General features: G+C 70.0%; 16 protein-coding genes and 1 pseudogene. 11 read left to right on the plus strand and 6 right to left on the minus strand.

Features of this window, described 5'->3' with window-relative positions:
• Positions 1-125 precede the first annotated feature (125 nt).
• Both OG734_RS43195 and OG734_RS43200 read left to right on the plus strand, forming a co-directional pair.
• Entirely contained in the window at positions 126-1,004 is an 879-nt protein-coding gene (locus OG734_RS43195; RefSeq protein ID WP_330292832.1) for a CoA transferase subunit A, read from the plus strand.
• Positions 1,001-1,765, plus strand: coding sequence for a CoA-transferase subunit beta (locus tag OG734_RS43200; protein ID WP_330292833.1), 765 nt, complete (start codon positions 1,001-1,003; stop codon positions 1,763-1,765). The genes OG734_RS43195 and OG734_RS43200 overlap by 4 nt, the downstream gene beginning before the upstream one ends.
• Before the next feature lie 14 nt (positions 1,766-1,779).
• Here OG734_RS43200 and OG734_RS43205 read toward each other — a convergent pair whose 3' ends face one another.
• From OG734_RS43205 to OG734_RS43215, 3 genes are read right to left on the minus strand one after another with little or no spacing between them, the layout of a single operon-like run.
• The gene (locus OG734_RS43205; protein ID WP_330292834.1) at positions 1,780-2,700 is read right to left on the minus strand and encodes an amidohydrolase; all 921 of its coding nucleotides are present in this window, start codon (positions 2,698-2,700) and stop codon (positions 1,780-1,782) included.
• Positions 2,697-4,259, minus strand: a complete 1,563-nt coding sequence (locus OG734_RS43210) for an HAL/PAL/TAL family ammonia-lyase (protein WP_330292835.1) — start codon at positions 4,257-4,259, stop codon at positions 2,697-2,699. Before OG734_RS43210 ends, OG734_RS43205 begins: the two co-directional genes overlap by 4 nt.
• Positions 4,256-4,390 carry a hypothetical protein gene (locus OG734_RS43215; RefSeq protein WP_330292836.1) on the minus strand — a complete coding sequence of 45 codons (135 nt, stop codon included), beginning with the start codon at positions 4,388-4,390 and terminating at the stop codon, positions 4,256-4,258. The genes OG734_RS43210 and OG734_RS43215 overlap by 4 nt, the downstream gene beginning before the upstream one ends.
• A gap of 136 nt (positions 4,391-4,526) precedes the next feature.
• Between OG734_RS43215 and OG734_RS43220 the strand changes: the two genes are divergently transcribed.
• The 7 genes from OG734_RS43220 (at position 4,527) to OG734_RS43250 (ending at position 14,359) form a co-directional block, all read left to right on the plus strand.
• On the plus strand, positions 4,527-5,639 hold the full coding sequence (locus OG734_RS43220) for an ABC transporter ATP-binding protein (RefSeq protein WP_330292837.1): 1,113 nt from the start codon (positions 4,527-4,529) through the stop codon (positions 5,637-5,639).
• The gene (locus OG734_RS43225; RefSeq protein ID WP_330292838.1) at positions 5,636-6,301 is read left to right on the plus strand and encodes an ABC transporter permease; all 666 of its coding nucleotides are present in this window, start codon (positions 5,636-5,638) and stop codon (positions 6,299-6,301) included. Before OG734_RS43220 ends, OG734_RS43225 begins: the two co-directional genes overlap by 4 nt.
• Positions 6,298-6,987 carry an ABC transporter permease gene (locus OG734_RS43230; RefSeq protein ID WP_330292839.1) on the plus strand — a complete coding sequence of 230 codons (690 nt, stop codon included), beginning with the start codon at positions 6,298-6,300 and terminating at the stop codon, positions 6,985-6,987. Before OG734_RS43225 ends, OG734_RS43230 begins: the two co-directional genes overlap by 4 nt.
• A gap of 54 nt (positions 6,988-7,041) precedes the next feature.
• Positions 7,042-7,989 (plus strand): ABC transporter substrate-binding protein, encoded by a 948-nt coding sequence (locus OG734_RS43235; protein WP_330292840.1) that lies wholly within the window; start codon positions 7,042-7,044, stop codon positions 7,987-7,989.
• Positions 7,990-8,085: 96 nt separating this feature from the next.
• Positions 8,086-8,952, plus strand: a complete 867-nt coding sequence (locus tag OG734_RS43240; RefSeq protein ID WP_330292841.1) for a MurR/RpiR family transcriptional regulator — start codon at positions 8,086-8,088, stop codon at positions 8,950-8,952.
• Positions 8,953-8,998: 46 nt separating this feature from the next.
• Positions 8,999-10,180 (plus strand): cytochrome P450, encoded by a 1,182-nt coding sequence (locus tag OG734_RS43245; RefSeq protein WP_330292842.1) that lies wholly within the window; start codon positions 8,999-9,001, stop codon positions 10,178-10,180.
• Between the two features lie 303 nt (positions 10,181-10,483).
• Positions 10,484-14,359, plus strand: coding sequence for a glycoside hydrolase family 2 TIM barrel-domain containing protein (locus OG734_RS43250; RefSeq protein ID WP_330292843.1), 3,876 nt, complete (start codon positions 10,484-10,486; stop codon positions 14,357-14,359).
• A gap of 186 nt (positions 14,360-14,545) precedes the next feature.
• Here the strand turns inward: OG734_RS43250 and OG734_RS43255 are convergent, their stop codons facing one another.
• On the minus strand, positions 14,546-15,826 hold the full coding sequence (locus tag OG734_RS43255) for an RNA-guided endonuclease InsQ/TnpB family protein (RefSeq protein WP_330292844.1): 1,281 nt from the start codon (positions 15,824-15,826) through the stop codon (positions 14,546-14,548).
• Between the two features lie 24 nt (positions 15,827-15,850).
• Between OG734_RS43255 and tnpA the strand changes: the two genes are divergently transcribed.
• Positions 15,851-16,279 carry an IS200/IS605 family transposase gene (gene tnpA, locus OG734_RS43260; RefSeq protein WP_330292845.1) on the plus strand — a complete coding sequence of 143 codons (429 nt, stop codon included), beginning with the start codon at positions 15,851-15,853 and terminating at the stop codon, positions 16,277-16,279.
• Positions 16,280-16,381: 102 nt separating this feature from the next.
• Here the strand turns inward: tnpA and OG734_RS43265 are convergent, their stop codons facing one another.
• On the minus strand, positions 16,382-16,900 hold the full coding sequence (locus tag OG734_RS43265) for a PucR family transcriptional regulator (protein ID WP_330292846.1): 519 nt from the start codon (positions 16,898-16,900) through the stop codon (positions 16,382-16,384).
• 215 nt (positions 16,901-17,115) lie between these two features.
• Positions 17,116-17,277: pseudogene (locus OG734_RS43270) on the minus strand (sugar diacid recognition domain-containing protein); the annotation flags it as partial.
• Positions 17,278-17,283: 6 nt separating this feature from the next.
• Between OG734_RS43270 and OG734_RS43275 the strand changes: the two are divergent.
• On the plus strand, positions 17,284-18,060 hold the full coding sequence (locus OG734_RS43275; RefSeq protein WP_443065127.1) for an NAD(P)/FAD-dependent oxidoreductase: 777 nt from the start codon (positions 17,284-17,286) through the stop codon (positions 18,058-18,060).
• Positions 18,061-18,070 lie beyond the last annotated feature (10 nt).

Below are 18,070 nucleotides of genomic sequence, written 5' to 3' on the forward strand. Positions count from 1 at the left end.
CTCGCCGGGGCGAGGACGAATCCTCAGGGCCCGGCTGCCGAGGGGTTGTCGGTCGACTCAACGTAACCTAACAATTGTTTGATAGGTAAGACTCCATACGGGTGGGAGCACGGGAGGAACAACCCATGGGTGACAAGTCGATGTCCCTGGAGGACTTCGCCGGCACCGTCGAGTCGGGGATGACGATCGGCATCGGCGGGTGGGGATCGCGACGCAAACCGATGGCCCTCGTGCGCCAACTCCTGCGCGCCGGCGTGCGTGACCTGACCGTCGTCACGTTCGGCGGCCCGGACGTGGGGCTGCTGTGCGCGGCGGGCCGGGTGCGCAAGCTCGTCTACGGCTTCGTCTCGCTGGACAGCATCGCCCTCGACCCGCACTTCCGCTCGGTACGGGAGCAGGGCGGTGTGGAGACCGCCGAGTACGACGAGGGCATGTTCGTCACCGGCCTGCGGGCCGCCGCGAGCCGGCTGTCCTTCCTGCCCACCCGCGCGGGCCTGGGCTCCGACGTCCTCACGATGAATCCCGACCTGGTGACGATCGCCTCCCCGTACGCCGACGAGGAGTACGTCGCGATGAAGGCCCTGCGTCTCGACGTTGCCCTGGTGCACGTCAACCGCGCCGACCGGGCGGGCAACGCCCAATACCTCGGCCCGGACCCGTACTTCGACGATCTGTTCGCGATGGCGGCCGACCGCTGCTATGTCAGCACCGAGCGGATCGTCGCCCCGGAGGACCTGCTCGCCGCCGGGCCCGCGCAGTCACTGCTGATCAGCCGTCTCTTCGTCAACGGGGTCATCGAGACACCTCGTGGCGCCCACTTCACCTCCTGCGATCCCGACTACGGGCGGGACGAGGCCTTCCAGGCGCACTATGCGTCGGCGGCGCGGGACGCCGACGCCTGGCGGCTGTTCCGCAAGACGTTCCTTGACGGCGACGAGCAGGCGTACCACCAGGCCGTGGCGGAGTTCCACGTGAACCGCGAGGGACAGGAGGAGGGGCGATGACGGAGATCACCCGGGCCGAGGTGTGCGCTGCCGCCTGTGCCGACGCGTGGCGCGGTGCCGGGGAGGTGCTCGCGCACACGGCCGGTGTGCTGCCCTCGATCGGAGCGCGTCTCGCCCGTCTGACGACCAGCCCGGACCTGGTGCTGACCGACGGTGAGGCCTACTTCATGAGCGACCCGCCGCCGCTCGGCCGGACAGCGGCCGAGGGGGGCGTCGTCGAGGGCTGGGTGCCGTACCGGCGGGTCTTCGACATCGTCGCCGGCGGTCGGCGGCAGAGCATGATGGGGGCCAGCCAGATCGACCGGTACGGCAACCAGAACATCTCCCTCATCGGCGACTGGCGTCGTCCCACGCGGCAACTCATCGGCGTACGGGGCGCCCCGGGCAACACGGCCAACCACCGCACCGACTACTGGGTGGCCCGACACACCCCCAAGGTCTTCGTCGAGAAGGTCGACGTGGTCTGCGGCGTGGGCAACGACCGTGCGCGCGGCACCAAGGGGCTGAGGTTCCACGACCTGGGCGTGGTGATCACCAACCTCGCCGTCCTCGACTACGGGGACGACGGGCGGCTGCGCGTGCGCTCGTTGCATCCCGGCGTGACCGCGGACGAGGTCCACGCGAACACCGGCTTCGCGCTCGACGCGAGCGGCGCCCCCGAGACCCGGCTGCCCGACGCGACCGAACTGCGGCTCATCCGCGAGGTCGTCGACCCGCGCGGCCTGCGCGACCGCGAGGTGAGCCGGGGCACCCGATCGTAGGACCCGGTCGGCTTTCACTTCGAAGTGTTCGGCTCATTCCTTCCGGTGAGCAGCCGCCGCGGATTGGCGATACGGAAGGCGTACGCCGCCGCTCCGCCCAGGCCGAAACCGGGGTGCAGCGGCGGCTCCGCGTAGGGCCGGTCCGAGCCCTGGACGACGGCGCCGGTGCCGAGGGCCCGGGCCATGGCGTCGACGGCACGAGGACCGTAGGACGACGTGTCGACAAAGACACCCGGGTCCACGTCGATCTCCGAGCCACCGCCCCGGGCGGCGAAGCGCTCCCCGTGCAGCGGGGCGAGCCCGGCCAGCAGGGCGAAGCACACGCGCAGTTGGGGATGGCGGGGCCGGCCGAAGGCGCGGAAGGCGAACCAGGCGGCGTGCATCTGCTGGACGTAGGGGACCATCGCCGGCCACCAGCCCGGACCCTCCGGCTCGCCGGGCGCCGGTCCCGGGTGGACGAACAGCGGCAGGTCGCGTTCTTCGAGCAGGTCGAGCAGCGGGGCGCACCGCGCGTAACCGGCGGCGTCGGCAAGAGCGTTCGCCGGGAGCTGGAGGCCGGCGAACCCCCGGTCGAGGTCCTTCGCCGTCGCGATCGCGTCGATGTCCCGTACACAGGCGGCGGCCCAGGCGTGAAACGGTTCCGGAAGAGCGGCCGATCCTTCGTGATACGCGTCCAGCAGGGGCCGGGCCTCGGCGGCGGGCAGCCACTCCACGCCGATCGGGGCGGACAGCGAGACGAGCACCCGGCCGAGGCCGTCGGCGGCGGCGAGTTCCGCGCGGCGGGCGATGTCGTGGTCCGCAGGCGGTATCTCGTAGGGCGGCTCACCGTGCAGGTACAGGGTCCAGCCGTCCAGGAACGGTGGTTCACGGCGGGCGCGCAGGGCCGCCACCAGCGCGGGGGTCCACAGATGCTGGTGTACGTCGACGCTGGTCATGACGTTCCTCCCGCCGGGGGTGACGATTCTCCCAGCAACGCGCGCAGTGCGCCCCGGATGTCGTCGGACCCCAGGATGCCGTGACTCACCGCCTCCACGTCCACCCCGCAGGGCCGGTCGTCGTCGAGGCGGGGTACGGCCGCCCGGATCGCCCGGTGCAGAAGCAGGGGTCCCCGGCCCAGGGCGGGCGGCGCCGCCAGGTCCACCGCCTGCGCGGCGACCACGGCCTCCACGGCGAGCAGGTGCCGCAGTCTTGTGAGAAGCATGGCCAGCCGGCGTGCTCCGAGCGACGCGTTGGTGGAGTCGTCCTCGACGGCGTCCGCGCCGTGGCGGGGATCGGTGGACACCGGTGTGGACAGCATGCGGATCTCGGCGACGAGCGCCTGCGCGGTCTTGGTCAGGGGCGCGAAGCCCGAGCGCTCCGGTCCGTACGTCGAGAGGTTCGCGGGCAGTCCGCTGACGGCGGGGTCGAGCAGCCGGCGCATGCGCTCGGCGGACACCGCCGCGGTCTGGGTCAGGGCCAGCGCGAGGGTGTCGAGGGCGAGGGCCAGGGCCGGGGTGTGGAAGTTGCCGGAGGAGAGGATCTCGCCGGTGTCGGGCAGCACCACCGGGTTGTCGCCGCAGCCGTTCAGTTCCGGATCCAGGGCGGCGCCGGCGAAGTCCAGGGCCGCGTAGGCGGCGCCGTGCACCTGGGCGGCGCAGCGCAGACTGACGGGGTCCTGGACCCGCCGCGCGTTGCGGGGATCGCCCAGCTCACCGCCGTCCAGCAGGGCGAGCAGCTCCCGCGCGGCGCGGGACTGACCGGGGGCGGCGCGCAGGCCCAGTACCCGGGGGTCGAGCGGGCTCGTGTTTGCCCGGAAACCCTCGTAGGTCAGTGCCGTGACCGCCTGGGCCAGCCTGACAAGTGCGGCGGCCTCATGCAGGACGAGCGCGCCCTGTCCGGCCGCCAACGGGCTCGCACTGCACAGCACATGCCCGTCCTTGGGGCCGAGCCCGGCCGGCGCGAGACCGGCCCGCCGCAGTGCCGTCGCGCCGTCGAGCACCTCCCCGTCGAGCTCGGCGCTGCCCTCACCGATGACGACCAGGCCGACATGCGCCAGCTGGCACAGGTCGGAGGCGCCGATCGACCCCACCTCGGGGATCACAGGATGCACCCGCGCGTTGAGCATCGCCACGAGCAACCGCGGGACCTGAGGCCGCACGCCGCTGCCCCCGCCCGCGATGCCGTTCACCCGGGCGAGGACGGCGGCACGTACGACGGGGACCGGCAGCGGATCGCCGACCGCGTTCGCCCGTCCGCGTACCGTACGGACGCTGAACGCCTCCAACTCGGCGCGCGGCAGGGCGTAGGAGGAGCGGGTGCCGAGTCCTGTCGTCAGGCCGTACGTCGGTACCTGGCGGTCGATGATGTCCTCGACTATGGCCCGTTCACGCATCAGCCGGGGCAACACCTCGTCCGCCAGGGCGACTTGGGCGCCGTGGTGGGCGACGGCGACGACGTCGTCGTACGACAGACTCCGCCCGTCGACGACGACCTTCGCGCTGCCGGTGTCTGTCATGAGAAGCGGAGTTTCCGGCCGAGGCCGCGTGCTTCGGCCTTCCTCGGCCTAGCGACGCCCAGCCCGATGTCGGTCAGCTCCAGCTCTTCGACGTCCGAGCCTTTCAGAATGGTGAACCAGACCGGTTTCACGAACGTTTCTCCCTACATTTCGGACGTCTTGGCTTGATTTCGCGTGACTGTAACGTGCCGTTTACAGGGGGCCATTGACTGTCATTCAGTCACGGGCAACTCTGCATGAAGATATGCAGTCGGGTAAGGGGCAGCTTTGATCAGATTCGATGCGGTGAGCAAAAATTATCCAAACGGGACGACAGCGGTGGACGAACTGTCGCTGGAGTTGGCCGAGGGTGGCCTCACGGTCCTGGTCGGGCCCTCCGGCTGCGGCAAGACCACGACCCTGCGCATGGTCAACCGCATGGTGGAGCCCACGGCCGGCACGGTGAGCCTGCGCGGCCAGGACATCCGGGAGATCCACGCCCCCGAGCTGCGCCGCGGCATCGGGTACGTGATCCAGCACGCGGGACTGTTCCCGCACCGCACGATCCTCGACAACATAGCCACCGTTCCGCTGCTGCTCGGCTGGAGCCGGAAGAAGGCCCGGGCGCGGGCGGCGGAACTGCTGGAACTGGTGGGACTGCCGAGCGAGATGGCCAAGCGCTATCCGAACCAGCTCTCCGGTGGACAGCAGCAGCGCGTCGGGGTGGCCAGGGCGCTGGGCGCCGACCCACCGGTGCTGCTGATGGACGAGCCGTTCAGTGCGGTCGACCCGATCGTCCGGGCGGAGCTGCAGGCGGAGTTCATCCGGCTCCAGAAGGAACTGCACAAGACGATCGTGTTCGTCACCCACGACATCGACGAGGCGATCAAACTCGGCGACAACATCGCGGTGTTCCGCACGGGCGGCAAGCTGGCGCAGTTCGACACCCCCGAGCGGCTGCTCGCCCACCCCGCAGACGACTTCGTGGCCGACTTCGTAGGGCAGGACCGGGGTATTCGCCGGCTGTCCTTCGTCAACGCGGCCGATGTGCCGCTGCGCGACGGTCCGGTGCTGCCGGTGACCTCGCCCGTGGCGTCGGCACGGACGGGTCACGAGCCCTGGGTCCTGGTCGTCGACGACGGCCGGCGTCCGCTCGGCTGGGCGGAGGTCGCCGAACTGCCGCAGAGCGGCACTCTCGCGGACGTACCGCTGGCACCCCTCGGCCACACCTTCAGCCTGGTCGGCGACTCGGCACGGGCCGCCCTCGACTCGGCGCTCCTGTCGCCCGCCCGGCTCGCGGTGGGCGTGGACGCGGACGGCGCGGTCGTCGGAGTCGCGGACGCCCACGAACTGTCCGCGGGGACGGCCGACGCCGCCGGGACGGGTGGTGAGAAAAAATGAGCGACGACGAACCGCTGATCCGCTGGCAGTGGATCGGCGATCACGCCGGTGAGCTGGCGGACTACACCGGAGTCCATCTCAGACTCGGCCTGCTGCCGGTGCTGTTCGGACTGATCATCTCCGTACCTCTCGGCATCCTCTGCCACCGCTATGGCTGGCTGTACCCACCGGTACTGACCGTGGCCAACATCCTGTACTCGATCCCCTCGCTGGCCCTGTTCATGATCTTCGTCCGGTACACGGGGCTCACCGAGCGCACAGTGATGATCCCGCTGACGATCTACACGCTGTCGGTACTGGTGCCCAACGTCGTGGACGGGCTGGCCTCGGTCCCCGAACCGGTCAGGCTCGCCGCCACCGCGATGGGATTCGGCGCGATCCGCCGTGTCGTCCAGGTCGAACTGCCGATCGCCGTACCCGTCGTGATCGCCGGCGTACGCGTCGCAGCCGTCTCGTCCATCAGCCTCGTCGCCGTGGGTCAGCTGATCGGACAGGGCGGTCTCGGGTACTACATCACCCGTGGTCTCCAACTCGACTTCCCGACGCCGATCATCACCGCGATCGTGCTGATCATGCTGCTCGCACTCACCACCGACGCGGTTCTGGTCCTGGCGCAGCGGCTGCTCACCCCGTGGTCCCGGAACAAGGTGACGGCGCCATGAACGACTTCCTGAACCAGATGCGGCTCGTGGGGGACTGGCTGGCGTCCTCGAAGCAGTGGCACGGCGACGAGGGCATCCCCCAGCGGCTCCTGGAACACCTCACCTACAGCGGCCTGTCGCTGCTGTTCGCCGCCGTCATCGGGCTGACCCTCGGGCTGCTCGTCGGGCACACCGGCCGCGGGGCGTTCGCCGTGGCCACCGTGGCGAATCTGGCGCGCGCGATCCCCACGTTCGGTCTGGTGGTCCTCGTCGTCACCCTCGCCGGGCTCAGCACCACGCCGGTACTGGTCGCCCTGGTCGCGCTCGCGGTCCCGCCGATCCTCATCAACACCTTCGAGGGCGTCCGGGGCGTGGACCCCGACACCAGGGACGCGGCGCGCGGGGTCGGTATGACCGAGTGGGAGGTCCTGGTGCGGGTGGAGGTGCCGATGGCGCTGCCGCTGATCCTCCTCGGCCTCAGGGTCGCCGCGATCCAGGTCGTGGCCACCGCGACCGTCGCCGCCTATCCCGGTCTGGGCGGTCTCGGCCGCTTCATCGTCGACGGGCTGTCCCGCAACGACTACGAGCTGGTCATCGGCGGGTCAACTGTCGTCGTGGCACTGGCACTTGTCGTCCAGGTCGCCTTCACCGCGCTGCGGCGCGTCATTGTCTCGCCGGGCCTTCGGGTCACGGCGTCGAAATCCTGAATTGCTTCACCTCCAGAGTTGCTGAGCCTCCGGGCTCCGAGAAAGGAAACACCCATGAGCACGATTCGAGGCATCTACCGCGGCGCCGCGTTCGGCCTGATCGCCGCCCTCTCGCTGACCGCCTGCGGCGGTGGCGACGACAGCGACAGCAATCCGCTGACGGGCGACAGCGGGGGCAGCGGTGGCAGCGGGAAATCCATCGTCGTCGGCTCGGCGAACTTCCCCGAGAACCAGCTGCTCGCCGAGATCTACGCCCAGGCGCTGGAGGCCAAGGGCCTGAAGGTGACGCGGAAGTTCGACATCGGCGCCCGCGAGGTCTACTACGACCAGGTCGTCAAGGGAGGCATTGGCGTCTTCCCGGAGTACAACGGCGCCCTGCTGTCCGTGGCGGTCGACAAGAACAGCACCGCGACCGGCACGGAACAGGTCAACGCCGAACTGAAGGCGAAACTCCCCTCGTCGGTGGAGATACTCGACTCAGCCCCGGCCGAGGACAAGGACTCGGTGACGGTCACCTCGGAGATCGCCGCCAAGTACAAGCTCAAGACCCTCGCCGACCTCAAGCCGGTCGCCAAGGACATGACGATCGGGGCCGGTTCGGAGTTCAAGACCCGCACGCAGGGCGGGGTCGGCCTGAAGACGGTCTACGGCGTGGAGTTCGGGAAGTTCCAGCCGCTGGACGCGGGCGCCCAGACCACCCTGGTGAAGCTGCTCAAGTCGGACGACGTGCAGGCCGCCAACCTCTACACCACCGACCCCGCCATCGTCGAGGACAAGCTGGTGGTCCTGGAGGACCCGAAGAACCTCTTCTCCTCGCAGAACGTCACGCCCCTGGTCTACAAGACGGCGGTCAACGACACGGCCAAGGCCGCCCTCAACGCCCTCTCGGCGAAGCTCACCACCGAGGACCTGCTGGAGATGATGAAGAAGCTCGTCAACGACAAGGAGGACTCCAGCGCCGTCGCCAAGGAGTGGCTGACCGGCGCCGGCCTCGTGAGCTGACCCGGTTCGGCCGCGTACAGACCGTCCGCCCTCTCTCCCGTCCGGCACGCCGGGCAGGGGAGAGGGGGCCGAACACGACCGCCCCTGGGGGAGCAGATGAGTGACGGCGCCGGCACCGACACGGCCGCCCAGGCCGGTTCCTCCGTACGGCTGCACCAACTCTTCGAGGGACGCCGGCTCACCCCGACACAGCGTCGTATCGCGCACTGTCTGGTCAGGCAGGCGGCGGACGTGCCCTTCCTGTCGAGCGTGGAACTGGCCCAACTGGCAGGCGTCAGCCAGCCGTCGGTGACGCGGTTCGCGGTCGCCCTCGGCTTCGACGGGTATCCCGCGCTGCGCAGACACCTGCGGGACGTCGCCCCCACCGGCACGGAGGCGGAGGGCCGGTCGAACAACCCGTACCAGCAGGCGGTACAGACCGAGATCGACAACCTGCGGCAACTGGCGTCCCTGCTCGCGGACCCCGGACCCGTGGAACGCGCGGGCCGGCTGCTGGCCGCCTCCCGGCCGCTGCCGGTGCTCGGGCTGCGCGCCTCCGCCGCCCAGGCACGGGGGTTCGCCTACTTCACGGCCAAGGTCCATCCCGACGTACGGCTGCTCGACGAGGGCGGCTCGCTGCTCGCCGACCGGATCGACGCGGCCCGGCAGGCCGGTGCGAGCGCGCTCCTGTGCTTCGCGCTGCCGCGCCACCCGCGCGAGCTCCTCGACGCCCTCGACCATGCCCGTGACGCGGGGCTGACGGTGGTGACGATCGCCGACGGCACGTTCGCCCCGGTGGCCGCCCACAGCGATCTGCTGCTGCCGGCGGCCGTGGGCACCGGCCTGGTGTTCGACACCGTGAGCGCCCCGATGCTGCTGGGGCAGGTTCTCCTGGAGGCCATGTGCGACGCCCTGCCGGACGCGCAGGCCCACTTGGAGGAGCTCGACGCGCGGGCCGCGGCACGGGGACTGTTCGTCGAGTGAGTGACCCACGCCCGAACACCGGCCACCGAGAGGGAGTTCGCACGCCATGACAGCCCACCTCGTCGACTCCTGCCCGCTCGGCGCCGCCACCACCCTCGCCGAACTCGCCGACGACCCGCATCCGCGCCTCGCGCTGCTCCGCGCCCATGAACCCGTCTCCTGGCTGCCGGAGTTGAACGGCTGGCTGGTGACCCGGCGGGATCTCGCGCTGACCGTGATGCGGGACGCCACGACGTTCACCGTCGACGACCCCCGCTTCTCCACCGCCCAGGTCGTCGGCCCCAGCATGCTCTCCCTCGACGGTGACGAACACGCCCGTCACCGCGAGCCCTTCACTGCCCCCTTCCGCCCGAGAGAGGTACGCGAGGGCTTCACCGCCTGCATCGAACGCGAGACCGACCGGCTCATCACCGCACTCCCGCCGACCGGCGCCGCGGACCTGCGCCGCGCCTTCGCCGGACCCCTCGCGGTCACCGTCGTCACCGAGGCGCTGGGGCTCACCGGCACCACCCCGGACACGGTGCTCGCCTGGTACGACGCCATCGTGCGGTCGGTCTCCGACATCACCGCCGGACATACGGCGAGTCCCGCAGGCACCGCGGCCTATGCGCAGCTGAGGGCCGCCGTGGAAGCCACCGTCGCCGACCGGAGCGCCGCCTCCCTCCTCGGCTCCGCCGCCGGACGGCTCACCGTGCCCGAGGTGGCCTCCAACGCAGCCGTCCTGATGTTCGGAGGCATCGAGACCACCGAGGCGATGATCACCAATGCGCTCCTGCACCTGCTCCGGCATCCCGCCCAACTCGCACTCGTCCAAGCCGACTTCGACCTGCTGGACGGCGCGATCGAGGAGTCGCTGCGCCTCGAACCCGGCGCGGCGGTCGTGGACCGCTACGCCACCCGGGACACCGTCCTCGGCTCGGCCTCGATCCGCCGCGGCGACCTGGTCACCGTCTCCCTGACCGGCGCCAACCGAGACCCCGCCGTCTTCCCCGACCCCGACCGGTTCGACGTTCGCCGCGAGAACGCCCGCCTCCAACTGGCCTTCGCCCACGGCCCGCACTACTGCCTCGCCGCGCACCTCGCCCGTCTGGAGACCCGCATCGCCCTCCGCCGCCTCCTCGAACGCCTGTCCGCACTGCGCCTCGATCCGGACCGCCCCGCCACCCCGCAGGGCCTGGTCTTCCGCAAGCCGTCCGCCCTGCATGTGCTGTGGGACGGTCCCGCCTGAGGCATCCCGGGGTCACTGAGCGAGGTGGGGAGCTGGGTGAGCCATCAGGATCCAACAGAGTCCGACAAGATTCTTGCTTCGGCTGTGTTCGAAGTCCTAGGGTGAGCCTGGCTCGGCAGCTCCCACTGTCACCAGCAGTTGTGCGCTGACTCAATATCAACTCCTGCACCGCCCCGGTGAGTTGAGCCGTCACCGATGCCCAAAGCGCTGCCGGATTCCGGGTCGATTGTCAACAGTAACGAACACGATCTGACGCACCCTCAGTCCGTACAGCGCACTGTCGTACCGAGGAAGGCCACGGTCATGCCGCACCCCCACGAGTTCGCCGTCAGCCGCCGCCGTCTCATGGAGGGAGGAGCCGCCGTCCTCGGCGCGCTCGCCCTGTCCGGACCGGCCGCCGCCCACCGGGCCGCCGCCGCGGACACGGTGGACGCCACCCCCGAGTGGAACGGCCACATCGACGTCTTCCGCGTCGGCACCGAACCCGCGCACACCACGCTGATGCCGTACGCGACCCTCGCCCAGGCCCTCGCCGCCGACCGCACCCGCTCCCCGTACCGGCAGAGCCTCGACGGCACCTGGAAGTTCGCGTACGTCGACCGCCCCGACGACCGGGACACCGACTTCTACCGCACCGACGTCGACGACCGTGCCTGGGACACCATCCCCGTCCCCTCCGCCTGGCAGCTGCACGGGTACGACAGCCCGATCTACATCAACAGTGACTATCCCTGGTGGGGCGCCAACGGCCGGGGCGAGAACGCGCAACCGCCGGCCGCGCCGACCGTCCACAACCCCGTGGGCCAGTACCGCCGCACTTTCACGCTCCCGCGCGACTGGTCGGGGCGACGTACGTTCCTGCACTTCGAAGGCGTCAAGTCGGCCCACTACGTATGGATCAACGGCACGCTGGTCGGCTACCACGAGGACTCCTACGACCCCTCCGAGTACGACATCACCCCGCATCTGAAGCCCGGCACCAACCAGATAGCCGTGGAGGTCTACCGCTACTCCGACGGCGACTGGCTGGAGGACCAGGACATGATCCGGCTGAGCGGCATCTTCCGCTCGGTGTACCTCTACTCGACGCCTGCCGTGCGCCTGCGCGACTTCCGCCTCGACACCCCGCTGAGCGACGACTACTCGGCGGCCGAACTGTCGGTCACCGCGAACGTGCGGGACTACGGCGGCAAGGGCGCCGGCCAGTACTCCGTCGAAACGCAGCTGTACGACGCCGGCGGGCACCCGGTGTGGTCGCGTCCGCTGCAGCAGACCGTCGCGCTCGACGCAGGCCAGGAGAAGTCCGTACAGGCCGCGAAGGCCGTGCCCGCGCCGCGTCTGTGGTCGGCGGAACACCCCAACCTCTACACGGCCGTGCTCCGCCTGCGCGATCCCGCCGGCAAGGTGATCGAGACCCTCTCCCACCGGGTCGGCCTGCGCGAGTTCGCCCTCAAGGACGGGCTGATGCGCATCAACGGCAAGCCGGTCTCCTTCCGGGGCACCAACCGGCACGAGATGCACCCCGTCCACGGCTCGGCCCTCACCCGCGCGGACATGGTCCAGGACATCGGCATCATCAAGCGGCTCAACATCAACACCGTCCGCACCTCGCACTACCCGAACAACCCGCTGTGGCTGGAACTCGCCGACGAGTACGGCCTGTACCTCGTGGACGAGACCAACCTCGAAACCCACGGCGTCCGGGGCGAGTACCCCGGAAACCACTCCGAGTGGACCACGGCATGCGTGGCCCGCGCCCAGAACATGGTCCACCGGGACAAGAACCACGCCTCGGTCGTCATCTGGTCGCTCGGCAACGAGGCGGGCGGCGGCACCACGTTCAACGCCATGTACGACTGGATCCGCTCCTACGACACCACCCGGGTCATCCAGTACGAGGGCGACGACCGCCCCGGGATCAGCGACATCCGCTCCGAGATGTACGACAGTCCCGCCCGCGTCGAGCAACGGGCGAAGGACACCAACGACACCCGGCCGTACGTGATGATCGAGTACTCCCACGGCATGGGGAACTCCAACGGGAACTTCAAGAAGTACTGGGATCTCGTCCGCCGCTACCCGGTCCTCCAGGGCGGCTGGATCTGGGACTTCGTCGACCAGGCCCTCAGCTGGCCCACCCCGACGCGCAAGCTCCTCACCGAGACCGGGCCCACCGCGCTCCAGGGCGAGATCATCGCCCCCGCCGGCACCTTCACCCGCGACAAGGGCCTTTCCGGGGGCACCGTCTTCGCCCGGGACGAGAGCCTCGACCTCACCGGCTCCCTGACGCTGGAGGCGTGGATCACCCCGCACTTCCTGGGCTACCACCAGCCCGTCATCGCCAAGGGCGACACCCAGTACGCCCTGAAGCAGTCGGACAGGGGCCTGGAGTTCTTCATCTACGGCGGCGGCCAGTGGATCAGCGCGTACTGGGCGCTGCCCGACGACTGGACCGGCAAGGAGCACCACATCGCCGGTGTCTTCGACGCGACGGCGGGCACGCTGACCCTCCATGTCGACGGCGTGGCGCGGGCCACCAGGGCCACCACCCAGCGGCCCAGCAACAACACCGCGTCCCTCGCCCTCGCCACCGACGTCGACAACCCCACCCGGGAGTTCAGCGGCACCATCCGTAAGGCCCGCGTGTACGCCCGCGCGCTGAGCGCCACGGAACTCGCCTCCGAGAGCCGTGGCCCCGGCGACGACGGCGTACGGTTCTGGTTCGACGCCGCCACCGCCGGCCTCACCGAGAAGCGGCCCCGCGACAAGACGTTCTACGCCTACGGCGGCGACTGGGGCGACAACCCCAACGACGGGGCCTTCGCCGGGGACGGCATCATCACCGCCGACCGCAGGCTGACCGGCAAGTCCGCCGAGGTCAAGCGGATCTACCAGGCGGTGCAGATCTCCTCGGGTGCGGCGCCGGGCGCGGTCACCCTCACCAACGAATACCTCTTCACCAACCTCCGCGAATTCGACGGACGTTGGGAACTGGTCGCCGACGGGAAGGTGGTCCGGCGCGGCAAGCTGACCCGGGCCCAGCTGGACGTGGCGCCCCTGTCCGCCAAGACCATCACCGTGCCCTTCGAACTGCCGGACGACCCGGCGCCGGGTGAGGAGTACTTCCTGCAGCTGTCCTTCACCACCAGGGAGAGCACGAAGTGGGCCAAGGCCGGCTTCGAGGTGGCCCGGCAGCAACTCGCCCTCGACGCCGGCAGCCCCGCCGTCACGCCCGTACCGCTGGCCCGCGTCCCGGCGCTCCGGCACGAGGACGGCGACGCGTCGGTCACCGTCAAGGGCAAGGGCTTCTCGGTCACCGTCGACAAGGCGACCGGTGTGATCACGTCGTACAAGGCGGGCGGCGCCCAGCTGATCGAGTCCGGGCCGACCCCGAACTTCTGGCGGGCCCCCACCGACAACGACCGGGGCAACGGCCAGCACACCCGCAACCAGACCTGGCGCGACGCGGGCGCCCGGCGGGCGGTGACCGGCGTGAGTGTCCGCGCCCTGCGGGACCGGGCCGTCGAGATCAAGGTCGCCGGCACGCTGCCGACGACGTCGGCATCGACGTACACCACCACCTACACCGTCTTCGGCAACGGTGAGATCAAGGTCGACAACACCCTGCACCCGGGGGCGAGTTCACTGCCGTACATTCCGGAGGTCGGCACCCTGCTTCTCCTGCCCGGCCGCCTGGACCGGCTGCACTACTACGGGCGCGGCCCCGAGGAGAACCACTGGGACCGCAACAACTCCACCGACGTGGGCCTGTACTCCGGCACCGTCGACGGGCAGTGGAGCGGCTACCTGCGCCCGCAGGAGAACGGCAACAAGACCGACGTCCGCTGGATCGCCCTCACCGACCGCCGAGGCGCCGGCCTGCTGGTCTCCGCCGAACCGCTACTGGAGGTCAACGCCTCGCACTTCACGCCGGAGGACCTGTCGGTCGGGGCCCGCCACGACTACCAGCTCACCCCGCGCGATGAGGTCGTCCTGCGGCTGAGCCACCGTCAGATGGGTGTCGGCGGCGACAACAGCTGGGGCGCGCACACCCACGACGAGTACAAGCTGTTCGCGGGCCGCGACTACTCGTACAGCTACCGGCTGCGTCCCCTGACGGACGTCGACGAGGCGATGGCGGCCTCGCGTCGGCCCACGGCGGGCGAGTCCGCCGGATAACACCAGGAGCGTGGCTTCGGGGGCGTCACCCTTCGCCGGGGGTGGCGCCCTCGCCCAGTTCGTCGGCCAGACAGGCGAGGTACAGGGCCATGGTGATCCGGTGTTCGCGCAGCGGACGGCCGGTGAGCTGCTCGATCTTGTTCATCCGTTGAAGTGCTCTCCCGGCTGAAGCCGGGAGATTCCTGCTTACCTTGCGGTAGCGGGCTTGACGCGCTTGGCGCGCCTGACGACTGCCCTCCCGGCAGCCGGGATGAGCGCGAGGCCCGTCCGGTACAGGTGCAGGACGTTGCGGGCTGCGTTGTGGTCGGCGTTGCCCGACCAGCCGCAGTCCGGGTTCTTGCACACGAACACGGCCTGGGACTCCCGGCTGCCGGGCGTGGTGCAGCCGCAGGCGGAGCAGCGTCGGGAGGTGCCGGGGGCAGGGACCTTGACCAGGGTGCCGCCGTGCTGGGCGCTCTTGTACGTCAGCATGGTGACCGTCCGGCCCCATGCCTCCTGGCTGATGGAGCGGTTCAGCCCAGACTTCTGGGCGACGTTCGTCCCCGGCTCCTCGATGGTGCCCCTGGCGGACTTGACCATGTTCGTGATGGTGAGGGCTTCGACCACGACCGTGCCGTATTGCTTGGCGATGGCGGTGGTCGCCTGGTGCTGCCAGTCCAGGGCCCGGCGCTTGGCTTTCGCGCGTAGTCCTGCGATCTGGTCGTAGGTGTGGTGCAGTCGGCGGCTGGTGCGCTCGCCGGGCCTGCGATGCCGCTTACGCCGTGCGGCGCGCTGCGCCAGGTGCAGGAGCTTGGCCTTCTCCTTGCCGGTCAGCCATGCGCCGTGCTCGTACGTTTCGCCGTCCGAGAGGGCGATGGGCACGGTGACGCCCACGTCGATGCCGACATCCGGCCCGGTGTGGGGCTCGGGCTTGCCCTGAAGGGTCTGGACACGGAAGGCGATGTGCCAGCCGAGCGCGTCCTTGACCAGCCGTGCCCCGGTGATCCGGTTCTCCGCGCCCGCACGCTTGCCGACCGGAAGGTCTTTGGTCCAGCGGAAGCGGACCCGGCCCACCTTGGGAATGTTGACCATGCCCCAGCGCCGGTGTACGCGGGTGATGTTCAGGTCCCGGCCCTGCGGAATGTCCACGGACATCACCGTGCGGATGCGGCCCTTGAAGTTCGGGGCGTCTGCGCGGCCCTCCCAGCAGTTCTTCCACGCCTGGAAGTACGTCTTGAGCACCGCTTGCGCCGCTTGGGCGGGCAGGACCGCAAGGAAGCCGATGTCCTGGCGGGCTTGCCGGATCGCGGCGTCGGCGTGTGCGAGAGTCCGCTTTTCCTTCGGCATCATCCGCCACCACGCGTGGAGAAGATTCCACATCGTGCGGGCCGCGTGCGCCTGATCATCCGCTGTGCGAACCCTGGCAGGAGACAGCGCAAGCCGGGCACGGTGCCCGAACTGCCGCTTGACCAGGGTGTATTTACTCACAAGTCGGCAATCTAGCATTGGTTTATGTCACCGCGCTGGAACCCTCATCCCGATGTCAGAGCCGGTCGCCATGTTGTCCATAACCTGCACGTTCACTTGGTTTTCGTCACCAAATACCGACGGAGAGCGTTCACCGACGCCATGCTGACCCGCACCGAAGAGATCATGCGGGAGGTCTGCACCGACTTCGAGGCCGAGCTGAAAGAATTCAACGGCGAACACGACCACGTCCACCTGCTCGTGCACTACCCGCCCAAAGTCCAGCTCTCCAAACTGGTCAACTCCCTCAAGGGCGTCAGCTCCCGCAGACTCCGCCAGGAGTACGACAGCCACGTCCGCCGATACCTGTGGGGCGGACACTTCTGGTCCGGTTCCTACTTCGCCGGATCGTGCGGCGGGGCACCCCTGACCGTTGTCAAGCAGTACATCGAGAACCAGCAGCGCCCCGTCTGACCCTCACCCCGCAGACGGACAGCACTCCGGCGCTCCGCGCCTCCGGGCCAAGGATGGCTTTCACCCCCGCCCTGAAGCTGAAGGGCGGAGCACCGGCCAAGATCAGAGGTAGACGACGGTGTTGCGGTGGATGTGCAGGGCGGCGGACGTCCGGACGAGGTTGAACCCGCTCTCGCACCAGGCGGTGACCGTGTCGCGCAGCACCGGCCAGTCCGGCTGGGCCCGTAGCTGCGCGGCGGTCAGTTCGACCATGCGGCGGGCGGGCTGGTTCACCGCCGCCAGGACCTGATGGACGCGCAGCTCGGCGATCAGGTGCACGGCGGAGCCGCCCGTCATGCGGGCGCCGAGGCACAGTGCGTCCCGGGCGTCCTGCCAGGAGTCGCGCAGACCGGCGACGGAGAAGGCCGGTTCGCCGATCCCCGCACGGGCGATGAGGCCGTCCTGCGCGGCGATGACATCGGTGATCCGCCGGCAGTCGGCGGCCAGGGAAGCCACCTCGGCCCGGGCCGGAAGGCGGCGCAGTACGCCGATCCAGCCGGGAGCCGTGGAGGCGACGATGTCCTGCGGGTCGGTAAAAACCTCGCGGACGGTGCGGAGCAACTCCGAGCGGACCAGCGCCATGTCCCGGGCGGAGCGCCCTGGCGTCGGACGCCCGCGCCGGGCACGTTCACCTCGATGGCCACCGCGACCCGTTGCAGCCGCAGGTCGAAGCCCAGTTCGGCGGCCCGGAACACCAGGAAGTCACCCTCCACGACCTGGGGGTCGTAGGAGGCGATGTCGGCGAGCAGGGTCTCCGCCGCCCGCTCGGCGAGCAGCCGGGAGCGCAGCATCACGGACTCCCTGAGCAGGATCTCAGTCTGGCACTTCACCAGCAGCCCGAAACGGCGCACCTGGGCGGGAGTTCCGGTGATCCCGACCGTGCCCAGGTGCACGCGTTCCTGTCCCCGGCCGAGGCCCGCCACCACCTCGCGGTCCAGCGGGAGATGGCGGACGGCCACTACCCGATGCCTGAGGACGTCACCACGGGCGCCGAGGCGCGTCTGCTGGACGGGGCGCTGTCGCCCCGGGTGCGCGCGGCCTACCTCGTCGAGGGGGAGGGGGTGGTCGATCCGGAGGCGTTCGCCCGCGGCCTCGGCGAGGCCCTCGCCGCGGCCGGAGTGAAGGTCCACGAGAACGCCGAGGTGACGGGGTTCAGGACCGGGGGAGGGCAGGTCACCGCGCTGACCACGGACCAGGGCGACATCCCCTGCTCGACGGTCGTCGTCGCGGCCGGCATGCGCTCACCCGACCTGCTGCGCACCCTGGGACACCGGCTGCCACTCCAGGCGGGCAAGGGCTACAGCTTCTCCGTCGACCTGGACCCGGCGCCCCGGCACACCCTGTACTTCGGGGAACGCAGGGCCGTCGCCTCACCGATCGGCGGCACCACGCGGATCGGCGGCACGATGGAGCTGAGCGGCAACAACAACCGGCTCGACTGGCGCAGAATCGTCGCCGTGGCCCTGGCGAGCCGCCACTACCTGGGCCCCTGGTTCGACGACCCGGACGACCTGGTGAGCCTGATCCGCGACCCCTGGGTGGGTGGGCGCCCGTTCCTCCCCGACGGACTTCCGGTGATCGACCGCCTCCCCGGGTACGACAACGCCGACGCGGCCACCGGTCACGGCATGCTCGGCGTCACCCTGGGCCCCGCCACCGGCCACCGACTCGCCGAGTACATCCGCACCGGCAACCGCCCGGAGGCCCTCGCACCGTTCCGCTTCGACCGGCTCCGCCACTGAACGGGACGGA

Origin of the sequence: Streptomyces sp. NBC_00576 (assembly GCF_036345175.1) — a bacterium.
GTDB lineage: Bacteria > Actinomycetota > Actinomycetes > Streptomycetales > Streptomycetaceae > Streptomyces.

Coding starts and splice junctions, on each gene's coding strand:
- OG734_RS43195 (WP_330292832.1), top strand. CDS start 126: ATGGGTGACAAGTCGATGTCCCTGGAGGACTTCGCCGGCACCGTCGAG.
- OG734_RS43200 (WP_330292833.1), top strand. CDS start 1,001: ATGACGGAGATCACCCGGGCCGAGGTGTGCGCTGCCGCCTGTGCCGAC.
- OG734_RS43205 (WP_330292834.1), bottom strand. CDS start 2,700: ATGACCAGCGTCGACGTACACCAGCATCTGTGGACCCCCGCGCTGGTG.
- OG734_RS43210 (WP_330292835.1), bottom strand. CDS start 4,259: ATGACAGACACCGGCAGCGCGAAGGTCGTCGTCGACGGGCGGAGTCTG.
- OG734_RS43225 (WP_330292838.1), top strand. CDS start 5,636: ATGAGCGACGACGAACCGCTGATCCGCTGGCAGTGGATCGGCGATCAC.
- OG734_RS43230 (WP_330292839.1), top strand. CDS start 6,298: ATGAACGACTTCCTGAACCAGATGCGGCTCGTGGGGGACTGGCTGGCG.
- OG734_RS43235 (WP_330292840.1), top strand. CDS start 7,042: ATGAGCACGATTCGAGGCATCTACCGCGGCGCCGCGTTCGGCCTGATC.
- OG734_RS43240 (WP_330292841.1), top strand. CDS start 8,086: ATGAGTGACGGCGCCGGCACCGACACGGCCGCCCAGGCCGGTTCCTCC.
- OG734_RS43245 (WP_330292842.1), top strand. CDS start 8,999: ATGACAGCCCACCTCGTCGACTCCTGCCCGCTCGGCGCCGCCACCACC.
- OG734_RS43250 (WP_330292843.1), top strand. CDS start 10,484: ATGCCGCACCCCCACGAGTTCGCCGTCAGCCGCCGCCGTCTCATGGAG.
- tnpA (WP_330292845.1), top strand. CDS start 15,851: ATGTCACCGCGCTGGAACCCTCATCCCGATGTCAGAGCCGGTCGCCAT.
- OG734_RS43265 (WP_330292846.1), bottom strand. CDS start 16,900: ATGGCGCTGGTCCGCTCGGAGTTGCTCCGCACCGTCCGCGAGGTTTTT.
- OG734_RS43275 (WP_443065127.1), top strand. CDS start 17,284: ATGCCTGAGGACGTCACCACGGGCGCCGAGGCGCGTCTGCTGGACGGG.